The sequence below is a fragment of the Colwellia piezophila ATCC BAA-637 genome (genome assembly GCF_000378625.1).
GTDB lineage: Bacteria > Pseudomonadota > Gammaproteobacteria > Enterobacterales > Alteromonadaceae > Colwellia > Colwellia piezophila.
Genome location: NZ_KB905160.1, coordinates 411619 through 435255 on the forward strand (window position 1 = coordinate 411619; position 23637 = coordinate 435255).

Sequence of the window (23637 nt, forward strand, 5' to 3'; positions counted from 1 at the left end):
CAGATGGTAGCGATGGCTCAAATGGCACAGATGGTAGCGATGGCTCAAATGGCACAGATGGTAGCGATGGCTCAAATGGCTCAGATGGTAGCGATGGAACAAATGGCTCAAATGGTTCAGATGGTAGCGATGGAACAAATGGCTCAGATGGTGTCTCAAGTTTAATTAATATTACAGATGAACCTGCCGGTAATATATGTTCTGACGGCGGCATTCACATCAACGTTGGCTTAGATACCAATAATAACAATACGCTTGACCTTGATGAAGTCACACAATCAGCAACTGTTTGTTTCCCTCCCTTACCTGATACTACAGAAGAGATTGGTAATCCCGCTCTTGCAACTATTAAAGGTAATATTTCTAATACTCCTTTAATTATACAAGCAATGGCTTTTTCAAAGAATTCACTTAAGATTAGCCGAAGTAAAATTACCAGTGAAACCATAACATTAGTTCTTGCGCCGTCAACACTAGCCGCTAGTGCAACTACTGAGAGTGTCGATGCTACAACTGTAATTAGTGAACCTATAGTTGTACCGGTAGATGCCGAAGGAAATTATGAAGTTGAAGTGCCTGCAGGTACTGATTATTCTTTAATCGTTAATAATACCGGTAGTGGAACGGGGTCAAAAATTGATGATATTTCAGTTAGCCCAGGAGAGGTGCTAATACAAGATATAACAGCAGCAGAGCAAACATTAACAGGTGGTGCTACCTTAAGAATTTCAAGTTTGTTAACAGGAAATGCTTTAGAAGGAGCAACAGTAACTCTCTTAGAATTATCTTCCGAGCAACAAACAAACGTAGAGGGTATCGCAAACTTTACTGATTTACCGGCAGGTATATACCATATCATTGTAAGCCACAGCGATTATGTGAATAAATACCTAGCTTTTTCAGTTGTTTCAAATCAAGTCACTGATTTACAAACTATCGAATTGAACAATCAAAAAGGCAGTGCGGTTGGCCAAATATCATCCGATTCTACTGCTGAATTAGCTAATATTCTTGTTTATGTAAGATCAACAGATAACAGCGTATATTCAACCATTACTAACGCTAGTGGTACCTTTACATTCCCCGCTTTACCAGTAGCAGAAGGTTATCGCTTTATTATCGTTTCAAACCTCTTTGATAGCGCCAAAAGTGATGAAGTTTCAGTTTTAAAAAATCAAACCACGATTGTAGAAACGATAGAGTTAACGGAGCGAACCGATAATTTAGGTACCCTTACGGGCTATGTTAAATTTGCGGAGAAAACAGAATTACAAGAGCACGCCGGCATCCTGATTTCTATTGAAGGAACCGACAAAGAAGCGATTAGCTCGCGCGATGGTTCATTTATTATTAATGGCCTTGCAGCTGGAACATATCAGTTTAATTTTACCGAAGCTAATCACCAATCGACTAGCCAAAGTATTGAGATTACTGCTGACACAACAGTGAATTTAGAACTTGTTGAATTAACTAGTTTAAACGGAAATTTAACCGGCAGGATTATTGATAATAACGCACAACCTTTAGCAAATGTGAGTGTACTTATTCATGAAACGGGTGAAGTTACTATAACGGATAGTAGTGGTAACTTCATATTTAGTGATCATCCTATTGGTACTTATACTTTGATAACTAATAATCAAGGTTATGGCGCTATACAAATTGAAATCACTATCAGTCAAGCAAATACAACAACATTGGATATTATAGAATTAACACCATTTGTATTCAGCGGGAAAATTAGTTTAGGTAACCAACAAGCAGATCATAGCGGTGTTTCAATTACGCTTTCAGGTACAGGTTTAACAGAGCAAACTAATGACGATGGTTCGTTCGCTTTTTATGCAGTTGAACAAGGTAATTATCAATTACAAATATCACGAGCTGGTTATCAATCACAAGCTATCAGCATTGCAATTTCAGCAGACAGTAGTGAGTTAGGTTACACCATTAATATGGTGCCTATGGTAGGTATTGTCGCTGGCCAAGTGTCACTAAATAACCGTATCGACCATTCAGGTATTGAAGTTAAATTAATCGATACTGAATATAGTGCCTTCACCGACAGTACAGGTAAATGGTCTCTTAGCTTACCATTAGGTAATTTCAGCAATGGCATTAGCTATAATAAAGGTTTTTACCTACAGCAAATTAATAGCCAAACCATTACCATTACTGAAAATGGTCAGTTTATCCTTTCACCTGTTAAGTTAGTGCAAAATAATGCTAATGTTGCTTTTAATGTCAGTGCTGCGAATACTTGTTCGGGTAATTTAATTGTTTCAGCACTAGGTTTGTCTGGCCTAGCCGAGGGTTATTCCGGTAATTTATCAGTAGATGAAAGCGGTGCAATTTCTCAAGCGCTACCCTTAGGTGAATATCAGTTTACAACTTCGTGCAGTGACAGTGGCTGGGAAACCAGTATTTTCAACCTAACTTTATCCGATACTCAAGACAGCTATCAGCTCGAGGGTATTAACTTACGTCAAAGCTTTTTGATAATTAACGATGGTGCCGACTATACCAACGACCATACAGTAACCCTCGCGCTGGGAAATACCGACGCAGTACAAATGAGAATCGTTGATGGTATCAACGACAGTGGTTGGATAACTTTTGCCGCAAATTATAATCATACTCTGTCGATAGGTGATGGCCTCAAAACGGTGACCGTTAAGTTTAAAGATATTGGTGGGGTTGAGCTTTCTTCCGTTAGCGATACTATTCAATTAGACACCTTCTTAAATATTGCCTATTTCAATCAAAGTGGCGCGAGCACTAAAGGTGATTTACTACATCTAGAATTAAGCTTGTCGCAAGAGTTAGGAGCCACGGTTACCGTAACAATTTCAGGTATTGTGCAAGCGTTACCTTTATTAGATAACGGTTTTGGTGGTGACACAGTGCCTAACGATGGCATATACGAACGTGATTTTTATATTGATACGCCAATCGATGTCAATTTGCCAATAGTTGCGACGATTACCGACTTGTCAGGTAACTCTTCAACGGTAGAATCGGCGACTAACTTAGTATTGAATACCGCACCCACCATTAAAAATTTAACCAATAGCTCTAATATTGCTGCGGGTGTAATGACGCTTAATTTCTCAACCGATGAGCCGGCAACCGCGAGTCTTGTATATGGAGATAATTTAGCTAACTTAACCAACGAAGTTGAAATTAGCAATAATTTAACTAAAACTCATACTGTGCAACTTAATGGTTTATCTGCCAATAGCATGACTTATTATCGTATAACAGTAGCTGATAGCGCCAACAATAAGACTGAGCTTGAAGGGCAAGGCAAACTGGCACCAGCAGCTGTTACCGGTTTAGCCGCTTATGCGGGTAATAATGAAGTAGGGCTTATTTGGGATGTAAATGTACATGCCACAGGCTACCGAATTTATCGTTCAACCGACGGCGGCAATGTCTTTACTGTGATCAACGCGAGCGAGTTAATTAGTGAGCGTTTTTATGTTGATGCCTTAGCCACTAATGATACCGAATTGCATTATCGTGTTACTGCGGTTGATGGTGATAACAATGAGAGTGAAGAAGGTGACAGTGTTAAGGTTAAGCCAGAAGTTTCATTAGCAGGTCCAACTGAAATTGCCGGCGGCTTAATTGATGTAAATACCGTGTGGTTAAAGTCGCGCTCACCTTATAATATTTCAGCCAATATTAAAGTTAAAAAAGATATTGAGTTGTTACTACTGCCAGGTACTGCAGTTGCCTTTACCCAAGCCAATTTAAGTATTTATTTAGCAGGTACTATCTCAGCATTAGGCCAAGTAGATAATTTAGTTAAAATCAGTGCGTTTGACTCGGGTAGCTCAAACTATTCAGGTGCGATAATTTATGAACAAGGTAATAACCTTAAAAGTCAGTTTACTTTCTCCGAGTTAAATTATCTTAAAGCGTATTATGATTATGAAAGTGTTTATGACCGTAAAAATTATTTGGTGCCACTTTCATTAGAATATAGCGTAGTAAATATTTTTGTAAACTATAGTTTTTCCGATTTTTATATCAAAAGTATCAGCGATTCTACGGTTAATTTATTGGGGCAAGGATATAATGATAGCTATTACGCAAGTAAGATAAATACCGTTAAAAATGTAGTTTTCACCAGTTCTGGTTATGGCGATGAAGGTGAAGTCATCGCCGATGTTCAAAATAGTGTCCATATAGTAAATGCAGTTGACGCGACTTTTGGTAATATAGCCCTTTATTCTGATTATGGCTCAATTGATAATAGCCAATTTACCAATGCGACCATCAACAGTGCATCTTCTTTAACCAATAGCACATTAACCAATAGCGTAATTTTAGGTAGCAACTCACTGCGCGCCCATGCCAATACATTGACTAACACTCAAGTAAACCTAAGTGGCGACAATACCAAGCTAACCATGCATTACAGCACCTTAGACAGTACCTCAACGGTCAGTGCTAAATTACTTGATGTTTCCCATAACTATTGGGGCACAACTGATCTCACGACCATCATCAATAAAACCGGTTATAGCCCAGATCAAAGTAAAAACACCCACTTATATCCAATCATCACAACGAGCAGTTTATACGAGGCAGACTGGGATAATGACAGCATTCCTGATTATCTCGATTATGATAACGACAACGATGGCTATAGTGACCTGCAAGAAGATTGGCAGTCAGATCCCTTGTTTGGCAGCATCTACAATCCACTTGATGCTGAATCACATCCTGCAACCGACAAAGACAACGATATGGATGGGATCGCTGATACTGATGATCTTGATGACGATAATGACGGCTTACTAGATAGCGATGAATTAATTCGTTTAACCGATAAGTTTTTAGCCGACAGTGACGGTGATGGCATTAACGATGGTGACGAAGTGAGTTACAAATACAACCCGCTCGATAAAGCGAACTTTCCGTTGATGGGTAATATAAGCGGTAAAACCATTAATAACAGCAATGTAAACAGTGAAGGCGTGGTCTATATTGTCGGTTATAAGCAATCTAATAACAACGGCGAGGAATGGACAGAAACAGTTAGCTTAACCAATGTCACTGTCGCAGCTGGCACAGCATTGATGATTGAAAAAGATACTCACGTCAATTTTAACGATAGTGTGATTGCTGGTGACAAAGCCAACGTAGTAACAATACGATCAACGGGAGCGGGTGATGGCTCTATTATCTTTAACAATACCAAAGTTAAATTTGCAAACATTAAGGTTGCAATCAATTTAAATGTTTATGACAGTTCAGTAATTAAGAATAGTGATTTATTTTTATCTGCGGGATTATACAATTCTGGTTTGATCCAAAATAGTGCTATTACATCTACAGATTATTGGAATAATACAGGTACTATTGATGCCAGTTTTATTTCGGGAGGCTACCTTGCGAACCAAGGAGCTATCACTAAAAGTTATATCAACTCCAATCACGTATCTAATGAATCAGACATTAGCCAAAGTTATATTAATACGGTAAACGCTAATAATAACTCTCAAATTAATGGCTCTGTAATCGATTACTTATCTGCTTATAATGACGCTTCAAGAATTTCAAATTCAGATATTCACCTTGAATATGGTGACACAATGAATATCTTCTTTGATGACGTATATTTATCACTTGGTTATGAAAATAGCACCTACGCGGGTTACGGCGATCCCCTTGACCAAATTGGTGATGGTGTAGCCGAAACTGTATTTTCTGTTGACATAAGTGATGGTGGTAGTGGCATGTATACACAAACGTGGACTATTGATGGAATCAATAACCCACGTTCAACACCAAACTTCCCTGATGTAGTATTCAAACCTTACCTTGAAGCCAATGGCATTTGGTCACCTAAAAATGTTGGTGCTTGGTGGGACATGAATAACGCCAATATTTTCCCTGATAGCGACCCTTCAACCAATATGGGCACTATTTCGGGTCAAGTACAGTTAGAAGGTTTTACCAATCACTCGGGCGTAAACGTTGAAATAATGAATACCTCGTTATCAACCGTAACCGATGCTGAAGGCAATTGGTCAATTCGAGTACCAGCACGCGACTATTCAAATGGTATCAGTTTTACAAAAGCACACATTCAAACCATTACTAAAAATCGTTCTTATACTGTAGTTGCATTGCAAGATAGCGATATTGGTATTCTAGATATGAGCCAAGCCACTGCAACGGTAACAGGCGCGTTAGCTATTGATGAAGCCACTGACTATACCCTTGCCACAATTACTGCGAGTAAAAATGGCCAAAGTACGGTAATTAATCCAAGTACATCAGGTGAGTTTAAATTTGATGCTTTAATACTTGGTGACTACAGCTTTGCCATTACCTACCCTAATGGCAGCTGGGAAACGGTTAATCATGCATTAACGCTCAGTGCGGGTGATACAGAATATACCTTGCCTGTAACACGGGTGCGTAACAGCTTTGTTTACATTAACGATGGCTCAGCTTATACAAATTCAACCGTAGTAAGTCTTGCTATTACCAATGCGAACGCAACGAATATGGTTGTTACTGAAAATTCAGTCGCTTTACCACCTGAAGTATTTAGTGCAACTAAAGCGATTACCTTAAGTACTGGTGACGGTGAAAAAACAGTTCAGGTTGATTTTACCGACATTGACAGCAATGCCTTAACACAAGCGGTAACTACTATTATTCTTGATACCCAAGTGTCATTAACTAACTTAACGCTCTCAACCGTTACAACGATGGGCGATACACTTCATATCGCTTTAACGGCTAACGAAACCAGTGGTTTAGCAACAGTAACCATACCTGGATTATTCACTGATTTAGCACTTTATGATAACGGTACTCATGGAGATATAACCGCTGATGACGGTGTTTACGAGACTGATTACTTAATTACCTCAGCTGAAGATATAACGGCAACCGCTACAGCTAATTTTGTTGATAGAGCATCGAACGTTGCTACGATTGATAGTGCAACAGACATAGCCATTGCTACTTCACCAACCATTAGTGATTTATTAGTACAATCAAGTAATGGCAAGTTAGTGATCAGCTTTAATACTAACGAACTGGTTACCGCAACGATAAATTATGGCACCAGTAGCGACAACTTAGATCAATCAATGACAATCTCAGCAAGCGAGCAACTTGAGCACATTATTGAGTTAGCTGCAGTAGAAGGGCAAAGCATTTACTTTACGGTGACTACTGACGATGGTGTGACTTCGGTAACCGAATTTACCAGTGCAGGCTTATTAGCTGAAGCAGCGGTGACTGGTTTAAATATTTCAGCGGGTAATGGTGAGGTTGGTTTAGTTTGGTCTAAGCAAGACAATGCAACTGCCTACCGTATTTACCGCTCTGATGATTCAAACAGCTTTACTGAACTAGCAGAAATAACGGCTGCTACACCTTATTATGTTGATACCAGCGTGTATAACGAACAGGCATATAACTATCGTATTACTTGGGTAGATGTTGATGGCGCTGAAAGCGATCAAAGTAACTCTGTCATAGCAACGGCATCAATTGATAACGCTGGCGCTACCGAACTGAATGGTGGTGTAATAGCGGTCAATGAAATTTGGTTAGCATCACGTTCACCTTACATAATTACCGGTAATATGCTGATTAAAGATGCCGCAACACTAAGCTTAATGCCGGGCACTGAAATAGAGTTCAATGGTGCTAAGCGTCATATTATGGTGCAAGGTAATATCATGGCTTATGGTAGTGCTGATGCTTTAGTGAAAATATCTACTGACCCAGTATACAACTACAGTGGTGGTGAGAACGGCGAACAGTCAGCCATTATTTATGATACCGCTAACAATACTGCCAGTGAGTTTAATTACACTGAGCTGAATTATTTAGAGATATATAAAGATTATACAGAGTTCAGTGATCGCCATTATAACCCAGTAAATATTGCATTAAATGATAGTGTTGTTAATGGCTATTTCGGCTATTATTCGAGTTTTTATATCAACTCGATGAAAAACTCTACCTTTAATGAATTTGGAGAAGGTAATCCTTATACATATACCTCGTATGGTTTAAGCAGAATTGTCCATGTAGATAATGTGACTTTCAATAAGTTAGATAGCTACAGTGGAGAACCCTCTGCAACATCAAGGTATATAGCTCGAATTGATAATGCCAACAACTCAACCTTCAATGGTGCTAAGTTTTATTTTCAAAACGGCTCAATTGACAACAGTACCTTTAATAATTCGACAGCTGAACGTGCCGGCACTATTACTAATACTACCTTCACCAATAGTAAAGTTACTGGTGAAAACTCATTACGCTTAACTGAAAGTAACCTAATAAACACTGATGTTATTTTAACAGGTGATACTCGCCGATTAACGATGCATTACTCTGTGTTAGATGCTGACTCTTCAGTGAGCGCGAGTTTGTTAGATATTTCGTATAACTACTGGGGCAGTACTGATTTAACCGCTATTGCACAGCAAACGGGTTATAGCCCAGACAAAGCAAACGATACTCACCTGTACCCTATTATCACCAGTAGCTCTTTATATCTGGCTGACTGGGATAATGATTCTATCCCTGATTATCTAGATTATGATAACGATAATGATGGTTATAGTGATTTACAGGAAGATTGGGAATCTGACCCTGTCTATGGCGCAATCTTTAATCCATTAGATGATACCTCATACCCAAGTGTAGCTACCGATAATGATATGGATGGCCTAACTGATGATGATGATCTTGATGATGATAACGATGGTTTATTAGATACTGACGAAGTAGGCTACGGCACAGATCCATTTTTAGCTGACAGCGATGGCGATGGTGTTAACGATGGCGATGAAGTGCGTTATAACTATAATCCGCTAGATAAAACTAACTTCCCACTAATGGGGAATATCAGTGGCAAGACTATTGATAACAGTAATGCCAGCAGTGATGGTGTGGTTTATTTGGTAGGCTATGAATATAGTGACGGTATGTCTGTTCAGCCAGTACAGTTAACTAATGTTACCGTTAGTGCGGGTACCTCAATTATGATCAACAAAGATACCCCTGTATATTTTAACGATAGTGTTATTGCAGGTGATGCCGACAATATAGTAATCATTCGTAGCTCGGGCGCTGGTAATGGTTCTTTCAACCTAAGAAATACTCAAGTGAATTTTGCTAATATCAAGTTAGCGATAAGCTGGAATATTGATAGTGGCTCTGTTGTTGAACGTAGCGATTTAAGCTTGAATACAGATGGATATAATAACGGCACTATCACTAATAGTTTTATTACCACGAGTTCTTCTTGGTCTAATAATGGTGTAATAGCCCATAGTTATATTTCCGGGTCATATTTTTACAATCAAAATCAAGGGGTTATTCAATTCAGTATCATTAATTTAAGTACAAATGAATATATGAATAACTACGGCTCAATTAATAATAGCTATATTAGTAATAGGACATATCAGCGGAGTAGCAGTACCATTACTGATTCCATTATTGATAAGCTGTGGAGTGGCTCTGATAACAGCCAAGTCATTAACTCTGACATCCAGTTTTATTCAACGAATGGTAATTTCCCTATGTTCCTTGACAATAGTTTTATCGCCGATCCAAGCGGTAGTAACTTCTATGACGGTTATGGTAGTCCTGTTGATCAATTAGGTGATGGTGTAGCTGAAACGGTATTTAACTTAAATGGTTATAACTACACTGTAGATGGTATCAACAACCCTCGAAGCACTAAAAACTTCCCTAATGGTGTTGATGACATTTGGATACCTGAAGGTGTTGGTGCGCTATGGGATAAAGATGCCGCGGATCTAACAGTCTTTCCAGAGCCTACTCCGTAAAAGTGACGGGTAAAAGTTGAGATAAAATGACAAAAGGGTTGCAAGCTAAGCAACCCTTTTATGTTTACAGTTACTTAGTGGTGAGTGTTTTGGTGTGAATAATACAGCTTCATTAATACAGTCTTAGATTTTGATTTACTAATTCAACTAATGCAGATAACTTCAAAAAAACCAATAGAACTTATGAGTTGATATTTGATTTTGTAATTAAGGGTAGTAAGTGGGTGGCATATAAAATTATTTTAAATTATTTTAAATTAATTTTACGTTTCTACAGGGTGACTTTTACTTAATGTACCAATGGATGTACCAGAGTACATGTGTGTATTTTATTAATTGACGATATATCAAAGGTTTGATTCTTTTTATTGAGTCAGGGAAGGTCTCTATCGAGTCAAAAGCAGCATTTAGGCTCATTAGAAGCATTCTAACTTGTTATATGTTCAGAGCTTAGTGCTGATATGACTTACGAAGGTAAATATTTTTCATATGACTTACCTATTTGGGAATGGCTAATGGATAATGATATTTTGTATATCAAAGCTGAACCATCATCTATGATTGAAACAGATTCTGATTTACTAGCTGATACAATTGGTTCTGTTATGGCTTCTATATTTCGCATTTCAGATGGTGGGGAGTTTGCTCGGATATTTCGTTGTAAACCAGAATATCGTAATAACCTTTTAAAAATGATGCGAGGGGATAAGGCTGAAGAAGTTGATATGGATATGTTTAATACTCCCGTTGAAGACACATTTGGCGCGCGTCCCTGAAGTAGTCAAGTTAGAACTTGATCACGTATATGTAGCGTATTGTTCTATTTTGCAATCCGCTATTTCAGCCAAGTTAAAGTAAATAAATTTAGATGACTTTGTACTGATGTAACACAGGATGTAACACTTTTATTTTATTTATCTAACTTATTCGTTGTTTAACAGTTTGTTACGGTGTGTTATTGAGTCCCCCCATCCGCACCACTAGATTTATATGAATAATTAAAAAGCCGATACTTAATGTATCGGCTTTTTTGCGTTTGCTTACTAATTGCTTGCTACTTATTCCTAAGTAGTTTGGCGAACTCGGTAGTTATTTGCCTGAAATTAATATTATGTTTGTATTGAAGTACGATAAAATTTTTTCCTTTGAGGTAATAACCATTTTTATTATTCTTTATCATCCAAACCATCAAATAAATGTACTTAAGCTAAATAATGCACACTTGCTCTTAATATTCGGGGAAGTATCTAAGAATCGTTGTTGAGAGTGTTGTGATAGGCAGGGTTTAGTTAATTTAAGAATGCCAGTATTGTGCGCTTTATAGTTGACGGAAACTGTTAGTTGTTCTTCAGGTCAACTGCTTGATAAAACAGACACTGACATAGCTAAATATGTAGCGGCAGCCTATCTGCAGTATTGAACTTTGAACTTTGAACTTTGAACTTTGAACTTTGAAAATAGCGGTCGTTGATTTAACGGCCGCTACTATTCTGTTAACGGTTAACCAACTATATATTCGCCAGAGAATCTAGCGTTAAGTCCTTAATACATTTAGCGCCTGTTAATGTCATGGCGACACGCATTTCTTGTTCGTATAGATCAAGTAAATTCTCGACGCCTTGCTGTCCTTGAGCAGCTAGGGCATAGATATAGGAACGACCAAGTAAAGTACAGTCAGCACCTAAAGCCAACATTCTTACTACGTCTAAGCCTGAACGAATACCTGAGTCGGCAAATATCTTTATATCGCCTTTGACGGCATCAGCAATACTAGGCAGTGCTTTAGCAGAGGATAAAACACCATCAAGTTGACGGCCACCGTGATTAGATACCACAATACCATCAGCGCCAAAACTTACCGCATCTTTAGCATCTTGTTGATCAAGAATGCCTTTAATGACTATGGGTCCCTCCCAAAAATCTCTAACCCACTCAAGATCTTTCCAAGAAATAGATTGATCAAAGTTTTCCCCTAACCAGCCAATGTAGTCTGCTAACTTAGTTGGCTCACCTCGATATGTTGAAATATTACCTAGATCATGTGGTTTACCAAAAACACCGACATTAAATGCCCAGTGTGGGTGGCGCATCGCTTGAAATACTCGGCGAACGGCGGAATAAGGGCCACTCATGCCTGAATGCATGTCACGATAGCGGGCGCCCGGTACGGGCATATCTACTGTAAAAACTAGGGTGGTAACACCTGCGGCTTTTGCGCGCTCAAGCACGTTTTTCATAAAACCACGATCTTTAAGTACATAAAGTTGAAACCACATCGGTCGTTCAATTGCCGGAACAACTTCTTCTATTGGACAAACAGAAACGGTTGACATGATAAATGGCAGGCCTTTATTATCAGCTGCTTTCGCCGCTTGAACTTCGCCACGCCGAGCATACATGCCGGTAAGTCCCACAGGTGCAAGGGCGATAGGCAAGGCCATTTTTTCACCAAAAATTTCCGTGCTTAAGTCCAGATCAGACATATTATTTAAAACACGCTGTCTTAACGCTAATTCAGCCAAATCTTCGGTATTTTTTCTCAGGGTATGCTCACCATAGGAGCCGCCATCAATATAGTGAAATAAAAAGGGAGGAAGCTTAGCTTTTGCTGCCTTCCGGTAATCTGTTGGCGCAGAGATAATCATAGTGCAAATCCTGTTTTGTATAGTATTTATATTTTTAAACTATCGCTAGTTTACCCTTTATATTTTTACGATAAATAGAGATAATGAAAAACATTATTTCCAAAAGTTTAATAATTATGCTGGCAAATGATTTAATTTTGTTTTCACAAGTGGTAAACCTCGGTAGTTTCAGTAAGGTGGCTGAGGTTAATAATTTAACTAATTCTGTTATTAGCAAGCATATAGCTCGATTAGAAAAAGAGCTCGGCGTGCAATTATTGTATAGAACCACGCGGAGTTTAACACTGACGGAGGCTGGTAAAATACTTGCGCAACGAGCCAAAATGGTTAGTCAAATAACTTCAGAGGCTATCGACTCGGTATCGGGTTTTGGTGAGAAAATGACTGGCCATATTCGTATGACAGTACCTACTATTTCTGGTGAGTTATTTTTAGCGCAATGTATTGCTGAATTTAGTCAGCGTAACCCAGGTATTTCAGTAGAGGTACGTTTAGAGAATGACTTTGTTGACTTAGTAAAAGAAGGGATTGATCTTGCAATTAGAACTGGGGTTCTTGATGACTCCAGTTTGATTGCACAGCCATTAATAACGTCTCATTGGCTGGTATGTTGTTCACCTAAGTACATAGAGTTACATGGTCAACCGACAACTCCTGATGATTTATTGCAACATAATTGTTTAGCATATACGTATCAGCGCCAAGGTGGTCATGAGTGGCGGTTTAGTCAAGGTAATACTGAGCAGAGCATTAAAATATCGGGCAGCTTTGCCACCAATAATTCACAAGCATTACGCAAAGCCGCACTTGGTGGTTATGGTATTGCTTATATTCCCAAATGCAGTGTTTATGAAGATATTCAACAAGGTGACTTAATAGAGCTACTATCTGACTATAAAGCTAGAGAGCTTGGTGTGTATGCCGTATACCCATTTACCAAGCATTTACCCAATAAGGTTAAGCTGTTAATTGAACACATCAAACAAGGCTATGAAAATTTACATCATTACTTTTAGATATTCTCTAATGACTCTTACGTTAACTAGCATTTATACCAAGCGGACTAATTAATCGATCACAGCATGCCTTTTTCCCTTTGCCCCAATGATGACTTATGGCATTTACTACCAACTGACAGCAAAATTAATAATCAAAAAAGTGATCTATTACCAACAGAGCACAAGCTGAAACAGGTAAAATAATTCAACATGGTGGCAAATGGCTTGGCTTGATTATCAGTCTTCAGCTTCTCTTCTAATAGTAGAGCCTTCAGCGTTTTAAAGAATGAGCAGAGCAAACAATTTTTTGCAAAGGCGAATATTGCTTTTCGCCTAGTTAAGTCGAGGCCTAAAGCCACCAGTTTTGTAGATAACACCTAAAATAGAAGAATGGTAGCGGTCAAGTTGTCTAGCTATATCGTGGGCTGTATCACCACGTTTATAACGGTAGCCTATTAATGTTCTTTGTTCCGCATTATAGAAAATCATTTAAATTTTTTATAGTTAATTAAAACAAATTGAGTTGGGGTAATTTTTACAATCAAAACGGTAGAGTTCATGAAGATCTTCAGCAAACGTTGCTTGGTTGTGAATATTTTCAGGAAGTATTATTCCCCACCGCTTAAGTTGTGTACGACTAAAAATATACTCTCCTTTTTGATAATTTACGGGATATATCTCTATAGGCTTTTTGCCATTTTCAAGTATATCTTTAACAATGTCCGCGGCAGCTAAACCAATACCATAGCCAGACAGTACCCATCCACCAGCAGAAAGCTGTGGGCCGATAGAGTCTTCATAAAAACTAAACATCGGCAGTTCCGAGTTTTTTGCCATCCATTTGACCACACCGGCTTCTGGTTCTACATAGGTGCCGTTTTTATCAAATAGCAGATAACGTGAATCGAATATAATTGCATCGTAGCCAGAAGACTTGGCATCAATTACAGTTTGTTGCCATTTTTCCCATTGGCTTATAATTTTTAATTCAATGATGACATTACCAACCTTGGTTGTGGTATTACCCTTAAAAATGCTACTTATGTTGGTAACACTTGCGCCATTTTGCTCAACATCATTTAAAAATAATACCCGGTCTGCATCCACAGGCAATAGTTTAACTATGTGCCGTAGAGCACGTTCATACAGAGGGCGCTCAATTACCCCGGTAATATTACTAGGTATTACGGTGCCGATTAATGAACGAGGATTATTGTTAATTCCTAGATATACTACTGGAAGTTTATTGGCAAACCGCAACCCCATTTGGTCAAGAGCAGCATCATCACCAAGAATCACTAAGCTAGGCTCGAGTGATTGAAATAAATCCCAAGCCTTATTGCTGTTTATTTTTAATTGCTCAGGAGTAATTCGCATGGCATCAAGATCATAACGAACTAGCTGGTATTTATTTGAAAGTTTATCGTGCAACGCTTTTCCCCATAACCTATCCCAAAGAATATCATGCCAACTATGAATAACTAAAATAGTTGGCTTATTCTCAGCTATTTGGCCAAAAGTGTAAGCCGAACATAATAATAAAATGATGGTAATTGAACAATTAAAAATTAAGCGCATGAAATTATTCATTATTTTTATAGGGTAGTTTATCTATATTAAATAAAGCCTAGTATATAAACGTTCTTTTTCAACACACGCCAAATTAAATCAATTTAACTAAGTGGCAATATATTAATTTTCCATAACCCTTCTATTGAACTAATATTAAGCCAATAAAATATGATTTAAACCTTTTCGGAGACATAGCAACTGTGTTTTTTGATAAACGTGAAAAACTCTCCATGCGGTTATTATTTTGGATCCTTTTACTGAGTTCCATTTTTACTGTAATGGCAACTATGATCCAGATATATACAGATTATCGAGAATCAAGGCAAGCTTTGGAGATATCTTTAGAGAAAGTTCAAGAAACTGTCTTACCATCAATTTCGGTAGCAATGTGGAAATTAGACAAGGAAGTCATGGAGAGTATTCTTAATGGTTTATTAACTCAACGAGATACTATTTATGTTGAAATAATTGATACCTATGCAAACCCTATCATTCAAATGGGTGAAACAAGTTCAAATGATTATTTTGAACGAATTTATCCTATTATGTTTACCGATAAGTTTGAACAGCAGATAGAAATTGGTAAATTAAAGATAATTGTTACGCTCTCTGAGATTTACCGACAATTAATGGATAAAGTCTTGGTGATTTTGATGACCCAAGGGGTTAAAACATTCATCATGTCAATTTGCATTGTAATACTAATAGACTTGTTAGTGATCCGGCATTTGAATCATTTAGCCGATTGGGCTTTTAAAGTTGAGCTATTTGATCAGGATCAATTATTAACATTAAATCGAAAACAATTGGCAAAAGGCGATGTTTTAGATAGGGTGGTAAGTGGTATAAACACCATGCAATTTAACCTAATTAAAGCACTAGCAAAGCGAGAACAAGCTGAACGTCTTATTAATTCCATTGTTGAAAACTCCCCTTCATTAATTTGTTCAAAAGATGTCGATGGATATTACACCTTAGTTAATCAAAAATTTCTTAGCGTATTCAATTTAGAGCGTGGGCAAGTTATAGGGCATAATGACTCAGAGATATTCTCACAATCACAAACTTATTTATTACAAAAGTACGAACTTATTGTTAAAGAAAAAGCTAAGCCAGTGACTTTTGAGCAAGAGATAGAACGTAATGGACAACTTAAGTATTATGTTTCTTTAAAATTCCCCATTTTTGACGACAAAGGAGCGCTGCTCTATATGGGAGGGATCTCTACAGATATAACGGATAGACGCCATAAAGAGCAACAAATACTTGAGCTGAATGAAGAGTTAGAAAATAAAGTGACTATAAGAACTGAAGAGTTAAAAATTTCACTGACTAACTTACAAGAAGCTCAAAGCAAGTTGGTAGAATCAGAAAAAATGTCCGCTTTAGGTGGCTTAGTTGCGGGTGTTGCTCACGAAATCAATACACCATTAGGGGTAATAGTAACCGCATCCTCTCATATATCAGATATTATTATTGCATTTGAAAAACAATATGAAAGTAACCATCTAAGTCGATCTGCGATTACAGAATTGATCACCAATATGCAAGACTCTTCAACAATATTGATTCGAAATTTACTTCGAGTTACTAAGTTAATTCATAACTTTAAACAAATTGCTGTCGATCAAAGTAGTGAACACAAGCGACAATTTGAACTTAAAGCCTACCTTGAAGAAGTTATTCAAAGTTTAACCCCCCTGTTAAGAGAAGGCCAACACACAATAATGGTCGAATCTGATCAAGAAATAATGTTAATTAGTTTTCCTGGGGCTATTGCAAAAATTATGACTAATTTAATAATAAACTCAGTGAAGCACGGTTTTAAGGAGATGACAAAAGGCGATATTCACATCAATCTGACATTGAAAAATGAAGAAGTGCATATAGATTATAAAGACAATGGTTCTGGCCTAGATTCGGCACAAAGGAAAAAAGTATTTGACCCCTTTTACACTACCGCACGTTTCACCGGAGGATGCGGCTTAGGGATGTCAATTAGTTATAATTTAGTTACCGCTAAATTTAAAGGTCAAATAAGTTGTATTGAATCATTAAATGGGGCACATTTTAAAATCAGGTTTCCTGTTATCACTTGATATCAAAAATTAGTTTGTATTGCGTTATCATTCTTGCAGTTTTCTAAATATTTAAAATATGTTTGTGAAAGACTTAATTAAAGCCTTTAGTATTGGCATGTAAATGACTGTTGCTAAATTTGAACACTATCTAGCAACTTACTTATAACTTAAATATCACCTCCTATCGTATCAGAACGCAGACATAAGTATGAAATAGTGATTTATGTCTACAGTGTGCTGAATATTCATAACATCTCAATAAATAAAACCGATTAAATCATCTACTCAAAAGGTCACGTAACATCATGTATTGTATTATTTACAAATAATTGAGGTAACCTAGCGTCTGCTTTCAGATCATATGATCACTGTTTTGTTTTGGATAACGCGCCGTTTGAGTAACCTAAAGCAATACTTACTTCATTAAAAAATCAATTAAGTTTGTCTGTTTATACCGACCAAGCAGCAATACAGCTTTATACGGGGTCTTACTTAAGTGGCAAGTTTGGTTCATACCAAGGTTTGTGTTTAGAAGCGCAAAATTATACCGATGCGGACAATCATAATCATTTCCCCAGTAACGTATTGCAGACAAACCAGCAATATCAGCGAAAAATCGTTTATAAATTTGAGTCGATAACTTAACCAATGCTCGGTTGCTAATTCAGAGGTAAGTTATTGCTCTCAAATGACTGGAACGGGTCTCACTGAAAATAAAGTTTGCCATGGTCACGAATGCACACATTTAAGTAACTGTTGAACACATAAGCTTTTGAAAAAACTTTATACAATAACATTACTTTCAGGCTAAGGTGTTTAGCATTAACTTAACTTCTTAATTTTTACTTTAGCAATACACAAGGAAAACCAATGAAACGAATCATTCTTTTTTTAATGACCAATATTGCTATTATGCTGGTCTTGAGTATCACACTAAGTCTTTTAGGTGTTGATAGCATATTGGCGGAAAATGGCTCTGACTTAAATATTCAGTCTCTAGTGATACTTTCCGGTGTTATTGGTTTTGGTGGTTCGTTTATTTCTTTGTTTATCTCTAAATGGATGGCAAAACGCATGACAGGTGCGGTTGTAATTAAACAGCCGGCAACGAAAACCGAAAAGTGGTTAATTCATACGGTAGAAAAACAAGCCAAAATTGTTGGCATAAAAATGCCGGAAGTAGCTATTTTTCCTTCAGAAGAAATGAATGCCTTTGCAACGGGGGCAAGTAAAAATAATGCTTTAGTTGCCGTTTCTCAAGGATTACTTAATAACATGGCACAAGGCGAAATTGAAGCCGTTCTTGGCCATGAAATGAGTCATATTGCCAATGGTGATATGGTGACCTTGACACTTATTCAAGGTGTGGTAAATACCTTTGTGGTATTTTTGTCACGCATTGTTGGCCATATTGTTGACCGAGTGATACTCAAAAATGATCGAGGTCATGGCATTGGCTATTTTGTTACCGTAATGATTTCACAAGTGGTTTTATCCATTCTTGCTAGTACTATTGTCATGTATTTCTCTAGAAAGCGTGAGTATGTAGCGGATACTGGCGGTGCTGATTTAGCGGGCCATCAAAATATGATCAGTGCGTTAAAACGTTTAGCTCAAAAAGAACCAGAAGCACTGCCTGAGCAATTGGCTGCCTTTGGTATTGGTGAAAAAACTAAAAAAGGATTTTCTCATTTATGGGCTTCACACCCACCCATTGAGTCTCGAATTGAAGCACTAGAAGCGCGTGCTAGAAACAAAAATCGGTAACCGCTTAGCTTGCTTGCACTGAATGGAATTACTGCCTTGTTTATTCGGTTCAAGTTTTAGTTTAATTATTTCAAGGCAGTGTTTCGTTAGTTCAAGCTAGTGTATTATCGGTTTCAGCGTGTTTTTCATTCGTTCAGGGTATAACTTTATTCGTTTCGAATATACTCTGATCGATTTCACTCACTTAACCGAGCATAAATACGCTAAAAGATGGGCTATTTTTTTAGCTTTATGACTTATCTAAGACTGCTTTATCCGTTTTTATTTGCTCAGTATCGGGCTTCGTTTTAACGTCCTTGTTCATTTCGATAATAGGGATGAGCGCGGCAATATTATTTTGTGGAATAATAAGTAACTTATCTTGCTTGTTATCGTAAACGAATAAGTTTCGTGCCGTGGAAGTCACTATTTGTACTTCTACTAAAAGCGTTAGTTTATTTTGCTGAATAGGCTCATTTAGCGATAGGGAGTAGTTCTGCGTTATTTTATTTTTAATTTTTTTGCTATCCGACACCGCCAAGGAAAAAGAGAAAATACACAATACCAAAAATAAGAGACTGAAAATGCTATAAATAGGATTTAATAAATAAATTGGATAATTAATACTGTGATAAATTTTTAGCCAAAGCGTAGGCTTTTTAGGGTCAGGAATTCGTTTTAATTCTATAGCATAAGCAATAGCAACAAGCATTATGAAACCCGTATAGGTTAAAACAAGGACAGGGTGTGATAGCAACGCTAATAAAAAGTCGGTTAGCTCAATATGTTGAAATACATTAACTGAAAAATTGTTGAGTAAAGTCGCTAAATAGATAACGCCGGCAATACTTCCTAATAAATACAGTATGGTAATGAATACTGCGACATTGTTTTTTATATAGTGTTGCATGACGAGTAAATCTTCATGTAACTTTGAATAATACTTATGAGCAGCTTCTAATATCATATTTATTCCCTTGCAAAAATCGCTGAAACCATAGCTTAAGCAAATACTATAGTAAAGGCTAATGCATTGAAAAAAATGGCTTTAGTGTGGTTTTATATAATTATGGAAAAACCTCATGCACCACGGCTATTAAGTCATGTGGACTCCCGAGCAGTACCCTCGGAAATGACGAATTAACTTAGCGGTGCCAGCAGCGTTCCTAAAATATCATCGGTTAGACTCAATTTTTTATCACTCACTTCTTCAGATAACAACGCATTGGCTAGATCGGCTTTGTTTTGCTGGATTTTCAGAATTTTCTCTTCAATTGAATTTTCAATAATATATTTGTAAACAAATACCGGTTTATCTTGGCCAATACGATAAGCCCTATCTGTGGCTTGGTTTTCTACCGCGGGGTTCCACCAAGGGTCAAAATGAATTACCGTGTCGGCTGCGGTTAAGTTCAAACCGACACCACCTGCGCGCAAGCTAATTAAAAATACCGGTACGTCACCGCGTTGAAACTTATCAACTACCTCTTGTCGCTTAGTGGTGGCGCCGGTTAATTTAACAAAACCAATATCCGCTGCCACCAGTTCAATCTCTATCAACGCAAGCATGCTGGTGAACTGGGAAAAGATTAATATTCTACGGCCTTCATCAATTTGCTCAGGCAGGGTTTCCATTAAATAATCAAGCTTAGCGGATTTGTTTATTTTTTTAGCCCCTTCAAGTGATAATAACTTAGGGTGATTACATACCTGTCTTAACTTTAATAACGCATCTAAAACTTCTATCTGACTACGTTTTAAGCCTTTTTCAGCAATAATATTCTTTAAGCGACTATCCATGGCTAAACGCACTGACTCATACAGCTCAGCTTGTTGACCTTCAATACGCAGAGTTTGAATTATTATCGTTTTTGGCGGTAGCTCAGTGGCTATTTTGTCTTTGGTTCTACGTAAAATAAACGGCTTAATGCGCTGATTTAACAATTTTTTACGCTCTTGATCACCATTTTTTTCTATCGGTGTTCTAAACAGTTTGGAAAATTGCCTTTGTCCGCCTAAAAATCCAGGCAGTAAAAAATTAAATTGCGCCCAAAACTCACCTAAATGATTCTCCATCGGCGTACCTGTTAAGCACAATTTATGCTGCGCTTTAAGTGACATAAACGCTTGGTATAATTTAGTTTTTGGATTTTTTATATAGTGAGCTTCATCAAGAATAAGGTAATAAAATTTATGCTGACAATAAAGATCTAAGTCTTTAGTGAGCAAGGCATAACTGGTAATAATTAAATCAACCGGACTTTCGACGCATTCACTACCTTCGATCTTTTGAAGACAACCGAAGTGCTGATGACGTTTAGTACCGTGTAATACTTGATAAGAAAGTTCAGGGGTAAATTTTTCAATTTCATTGGCCCAGTTAAAAATAACACTGGTAGGCGCAACAATTAATACCGGTTTAGTCAGTCGGCCTTGCTGTTTTTCAATTAATAAATGCGCCAAAGTCTGAATGGTTTTACCTAAACCCATGTCATCAGCCAAAATACCGTTTAATTGATACTCACGTAAAAACTGTAACCAGTTGAGCCCTTGATGCTGATAAGCTCTTAAGGTCGCGTTTAAACCTGTCGGTAGTGCCACAGTGCTTACTTGTTGAAAGTCTCTCAGTTTTTCAGCCAAGGCTCTTAGCTTACTTGTGCCTGTTGCTATCATGCCTTGGTCATCTAACATCGATAACGTTTGATGTCCTTGAAAACGTGATAGCTGCATGGTGCCGTCTTTGTTTAACGCATTCGGCATAAAGAGTTCAATAAACTGTTTTAATATTGGCTGTACGCTTTGATAACGCAAGGCAACAAATTCACCATTGTCTAGGTCAACATAAATAGGGGTGTCGGGCGAAATAAGCGGCTCTTTTTCGATAGCTATACCATCATGGTCCACATTTTGGTGATTGATACTTTCATGGTCAGCTTTGTCACTATCCTCATTTTCGTGATCAACTTTGTCACGGTTCAAGAGGGCCGATCGTGGTAATTGTTCAATAGCACCCAGCAAAATAGGAAACGCGGGCATCTTTTTACCGTCAATGGTTAAGTTTAATCCTAACGAGAAAAAATCATGGTCATCGGTTTCAATCACTTCGGCATCAAATATGCTATCGGTGGCTAGCGATTTATAATAAAACGCATCGGCAAAGCTAATATGCCAACCTAGCTCTTTAAGTAAGGGGATTTCTTGATCTAAAAACTGATGCCAAGCATAACGGCCTTGCAACATCATGGAAAATTTAGGGGTTTTATCGGTAAGTGCAGCGCCTTTATTTAAATACTCGGCATTAATAAAAGCGTAACGCTTAGGTACTGGCACTAGGCTGAATTTTAAGCGGGTCAATTTATCAATAACCGCTTGCTCAAAGGTTAAGTCGCGATAAATCTTACCTTGGTTTGAAGCCTCGCTTGAGCTCTCACTAGAACTTTCGTTTTCATCCTCACTATCACTATCACTATCAGTTAAAGTTTCCGGCGTAATGGTAACACTCTCATTATGCGGATTAACGACATTGCCTTGATAGGAAAAATTAACTCTGACATTACCCGTTTGTGGATTTTTTTCTAGCGGCGTAGAAAAGTACAAATGCACTTCGGGTTTGGTTAGGTCTTGTGAGAACTGTGTTTTAGGTTTAGGCAAGCGTTTCACCGCATCACCTAACGACATAGACAGCTTACTCATTACCCAGGGCAATCTATCTTCTTCAAAAATAGGGGAGTTGAGTAAGTCGGCTTCAAAATCACAGCGAGTATTGGTATTAATTTGTCCAAAGCAATTTTTTTCTTCATCATAAAAACAAAGCGGTTGTGCTTTAATAATTTGAATACTGCTTGAGGGCTCATTAAAAACCAGCTGTAAGGTATGTAAATTGTTATCCAGAGCAATCCACTGCCACTCTGCTTCTATGGGCTCACTTAAGGTAATAGCTTGGTCTAAGTTGAAGTTTGTATGCCAAAAACAGCGATTTGTTTTTATAATCTGTGCAAATAAATCAAAATACTTAATGTCATCGCCAAATTGATTAGTACGCATAAGCTCGGTAATGACCGCCACATCCTCGTTAGTAGCATAGGCACTATTAATTAACGAACTGGTAGAATATTCACTGCCAAGGGAGCTGCTCCAACCGCCACTTTTTTTGGCGCGCGTTGATTTTATCGCCAAAGTAAAATAATCGTCTTCGTTAAAACTGTTGGGTTTTAAAAAGTACAATAACGCTTTTTGCTGAGGATTGGGCTGATATCTACTGGGCTGAGCTTGAAAGTGGCTAAGCCATCTATCAATGATTCTTTCAGGCGTGGCAATACTGTTTCTATCAAAATGTTCATTAATAAAACACTGAGCCAAGGCGGCACCATGTTTACAGTCACGGCCGACATAACAATCACAATAACTAGCAATACCATCATGTTTAATGTTTAACACTAAACGTGTTAAGTAACACGACTCCTTAGAGCGCTCACTAAAAACGACACCACGAATTATTTCACCATCAATGGCACAGGTTTTAATACCATCAGCCTGATAAATTCTCGCGCCTTTTTTCCACTCATTTTTAGTGAAGTGTTGTTCAAGTAATTTCGGGGTAAAAATGTTTTTGGCCATAAGTTCTTAATTATTAGGCGTTCAAATAGGTTACATAGCTTGAGTAGCTTAGATAGCTTAGGCAGTTATCTACACTCAATCGAATGATAAATATTAATAACACTAATGATAGCTAAGGATACCCCAGAGG

The 23637-nt window shown here is 37.7% G+C and carries 10 protein-coding genes and 1 pseudogene; 6 read left to right on the forward strand and 5 right to left on the reverse strand.

The features are described from left to right. Together F580_RS23735 and F580_RS0101955 are read left to right on the forward strand one after the other, a co-directional pair. Positions 1 to 9848: carboxypeptidase regulatory-like domain-containing protein (locus F580_RS23735; protein ID WP_019026013.1), on the forward strand; the 9848-nt coding region annotated here is incomplete at its 5' end. Positions 9849 to 10363: 515 nt separating this feature from the next. Further along, on the forward strand, positions 10364 to 10624 hold the full coding sequence (locus F580_RS0101955) for a hypothetical protein (RefSeq protein WP_157442958.1): 261 nt from the start codon (positions 10364 to 10366) through the stop codon (positions 10622 to 10624). Between the two features lie 732 nt (positions 10625 to 11356). On the opposite strand, the gene lldD is transcribed toward F580_RS0101955, so the two are convergent. Beyond that, complete coding sequence (lldD, locus tag F580_RS0101965; RefSeq protein WP_019026016.1) at positions 11357 to 12493, reverse strand: FMN-dependent L-lactate dehydrogenase LldD; 1137 nt, start codon at positions 12491 to 12493, stop codon at positions 11357 to 11359. Positions 12494 to 12576: 83 nt separating this feature from the next. Between lldD and F580_RS0101970 the strand changes: the two genes are divergently transcribed. Then, positions 12577 to 13509, forward strand: a complete 933-nt coding sequence (locus F580_RS0101970; RefSeq protein WP_019026017.1) for a LysR family transcriptional regulator — start codon at positions 12577 to 12579, stop codon at positions 13507 to 13509. A gap of 327 nt (positions 13510 to 13836) precedes the next feature. On the opposite strand, the pseudogene F580_RS26250 reads toward F580_RS0101970, so the two are convergent. Then, positions 13837 to 13980, reverse strand: a pseudogene (locus F580_RS26250) (IS30 family transposase); the annotation flags it as partial. A gap of 15 nt (positions 13981 to 13995) precedes the next feature. Beyond that, a complete protein-coding gene (locus F580_RS0101975) occupies positions 13996 to 15069 on the reverse strand; it encodes an ABC transporter substrate-binding protein (RefSeq protein WP_169338288.1) in 1074 nt (357 codons plus the stop codon). Positions 15070 to 15263: 194 nt separating this feature from the next. Between F580_RS0101975 and F580_RS0101980 the strand changes: the two genes are divergently transcribed. The 3 genes from F580_RS0101980 (at position 15264) to htpX (ending at position 18911) form a co-directional block, all read left to right on the forward strand. After that, the gene (locus F580_RS0101980; protein WP_019026019.1) at positions 15264 to 17162 is read left to right on the forward strand and encodes an ATP-binding protein; all 1899 of its coding nucleotides are present in this window, start codon (positions 15264 to 15266) and stop codon (positions 17160 to 17162) included. A 393-nt stretch (positions 17163 to 17555) separates the two neighbouring features. After that, on the forward strand, positions 17556 to 17789 hold the full coding sequence (locus F580_RS25840) for an aldose epimerase family protein (protein ID WP_083926926.1): 234 nt from the start codon (positions 17556 to 17558) through the stop codon (positions 17787 to 17789). 225 nt (positions 17790 to 18014) lie between these two features. After that, positions 18015 to 18911, forward strand: a complete 897-nt coding sequence (htpX, locus tag F580_RS0101985) for a protease HtpX (protein WP_019026020.1) — start codon at positions 18015 to 18017, stop codon at positions 18909 to 18911. Positions 18912 to 19140: 229 nt separating this feature from the next. On the opposite strand, the gene F580_RS0101990 is transcribed toward htpX, so the two are convergent. Then, positions 19141 to 19857 carry a hypothetical protein gene (locus tag F580_RS0101990; protein ID WP_019026021.1) on the reverse strand — a complete coding sequence of 239 codons (717 nt, stop codon included), beginning with the start codon at positions 19855 to 19857 and terminating at the stop codon, positions 19141 to 19143. A 173-nt stretch (positions 19858 to 20030) separates the two neighbouring features. Further along, positions 20031 to 23507, reverse strand: a complete 3477-nt coding sequence (locus F580_RS0101995; protein WP_019026022.1) for a DEAD/DEAH box helicase — start codon at positions 23505 to 23507, stop codon at positions 20031 to 20033. Positions 23508 to 23637: the final 130 nt, after the last annotated feature.

Excerpts from the sequence above, each read along its gene's own strand:
- F580_RS0101955 (WP_157442958.1), top strand. The coding sequence starts at position 10,364 with ATGGATAATGATATTTTGTATATCAAAGCTGAACCATCATCTATGATT.
- lldD (WP_019026016.1), bottom strand. The coding sequence starts at position 12,493 with ATGATTATCTCTGCGCCAACAGATTACCGGAAGGCAGCAAAAGCTAAG.
- F580_RS0101970 (WP_019026017.1), top strand. The coding sequence starts at position 12,577 with ATGAAAAACATTATTTCCAAAAGTTTAATAATTATGCTGGCAAATGAT.
- F580_RS0101975 (WP_169338288.1), bottom strand. The coding sequence starts at position 15,069 with ATGCGCTTAATTTTTAATTGTTCAATTACCATCATTTTATTATTATGT.
- htpX (WP_019026020.1), top strand. The coding sequence starts at position 18,015 with ATGAAACGAATCATTCTTTTTTTAATGACCAATATTGCTATTATGCTG.
- F580_RS0101990 (WP_019026021.1), bottom strand. The coding sequence starts at position 19,857 with ATGATATTAGAAGCTGCTCATAAGTATTATTCAAAGTTACATGAAGAT.
- F580_RS0101995 (WP_019026022.1), bottom strand. The coding sequence starts at position 23,507 with ATGGCCAAAAACATTTTTACCCCGAAATTACTTGAACAACACTTCACT.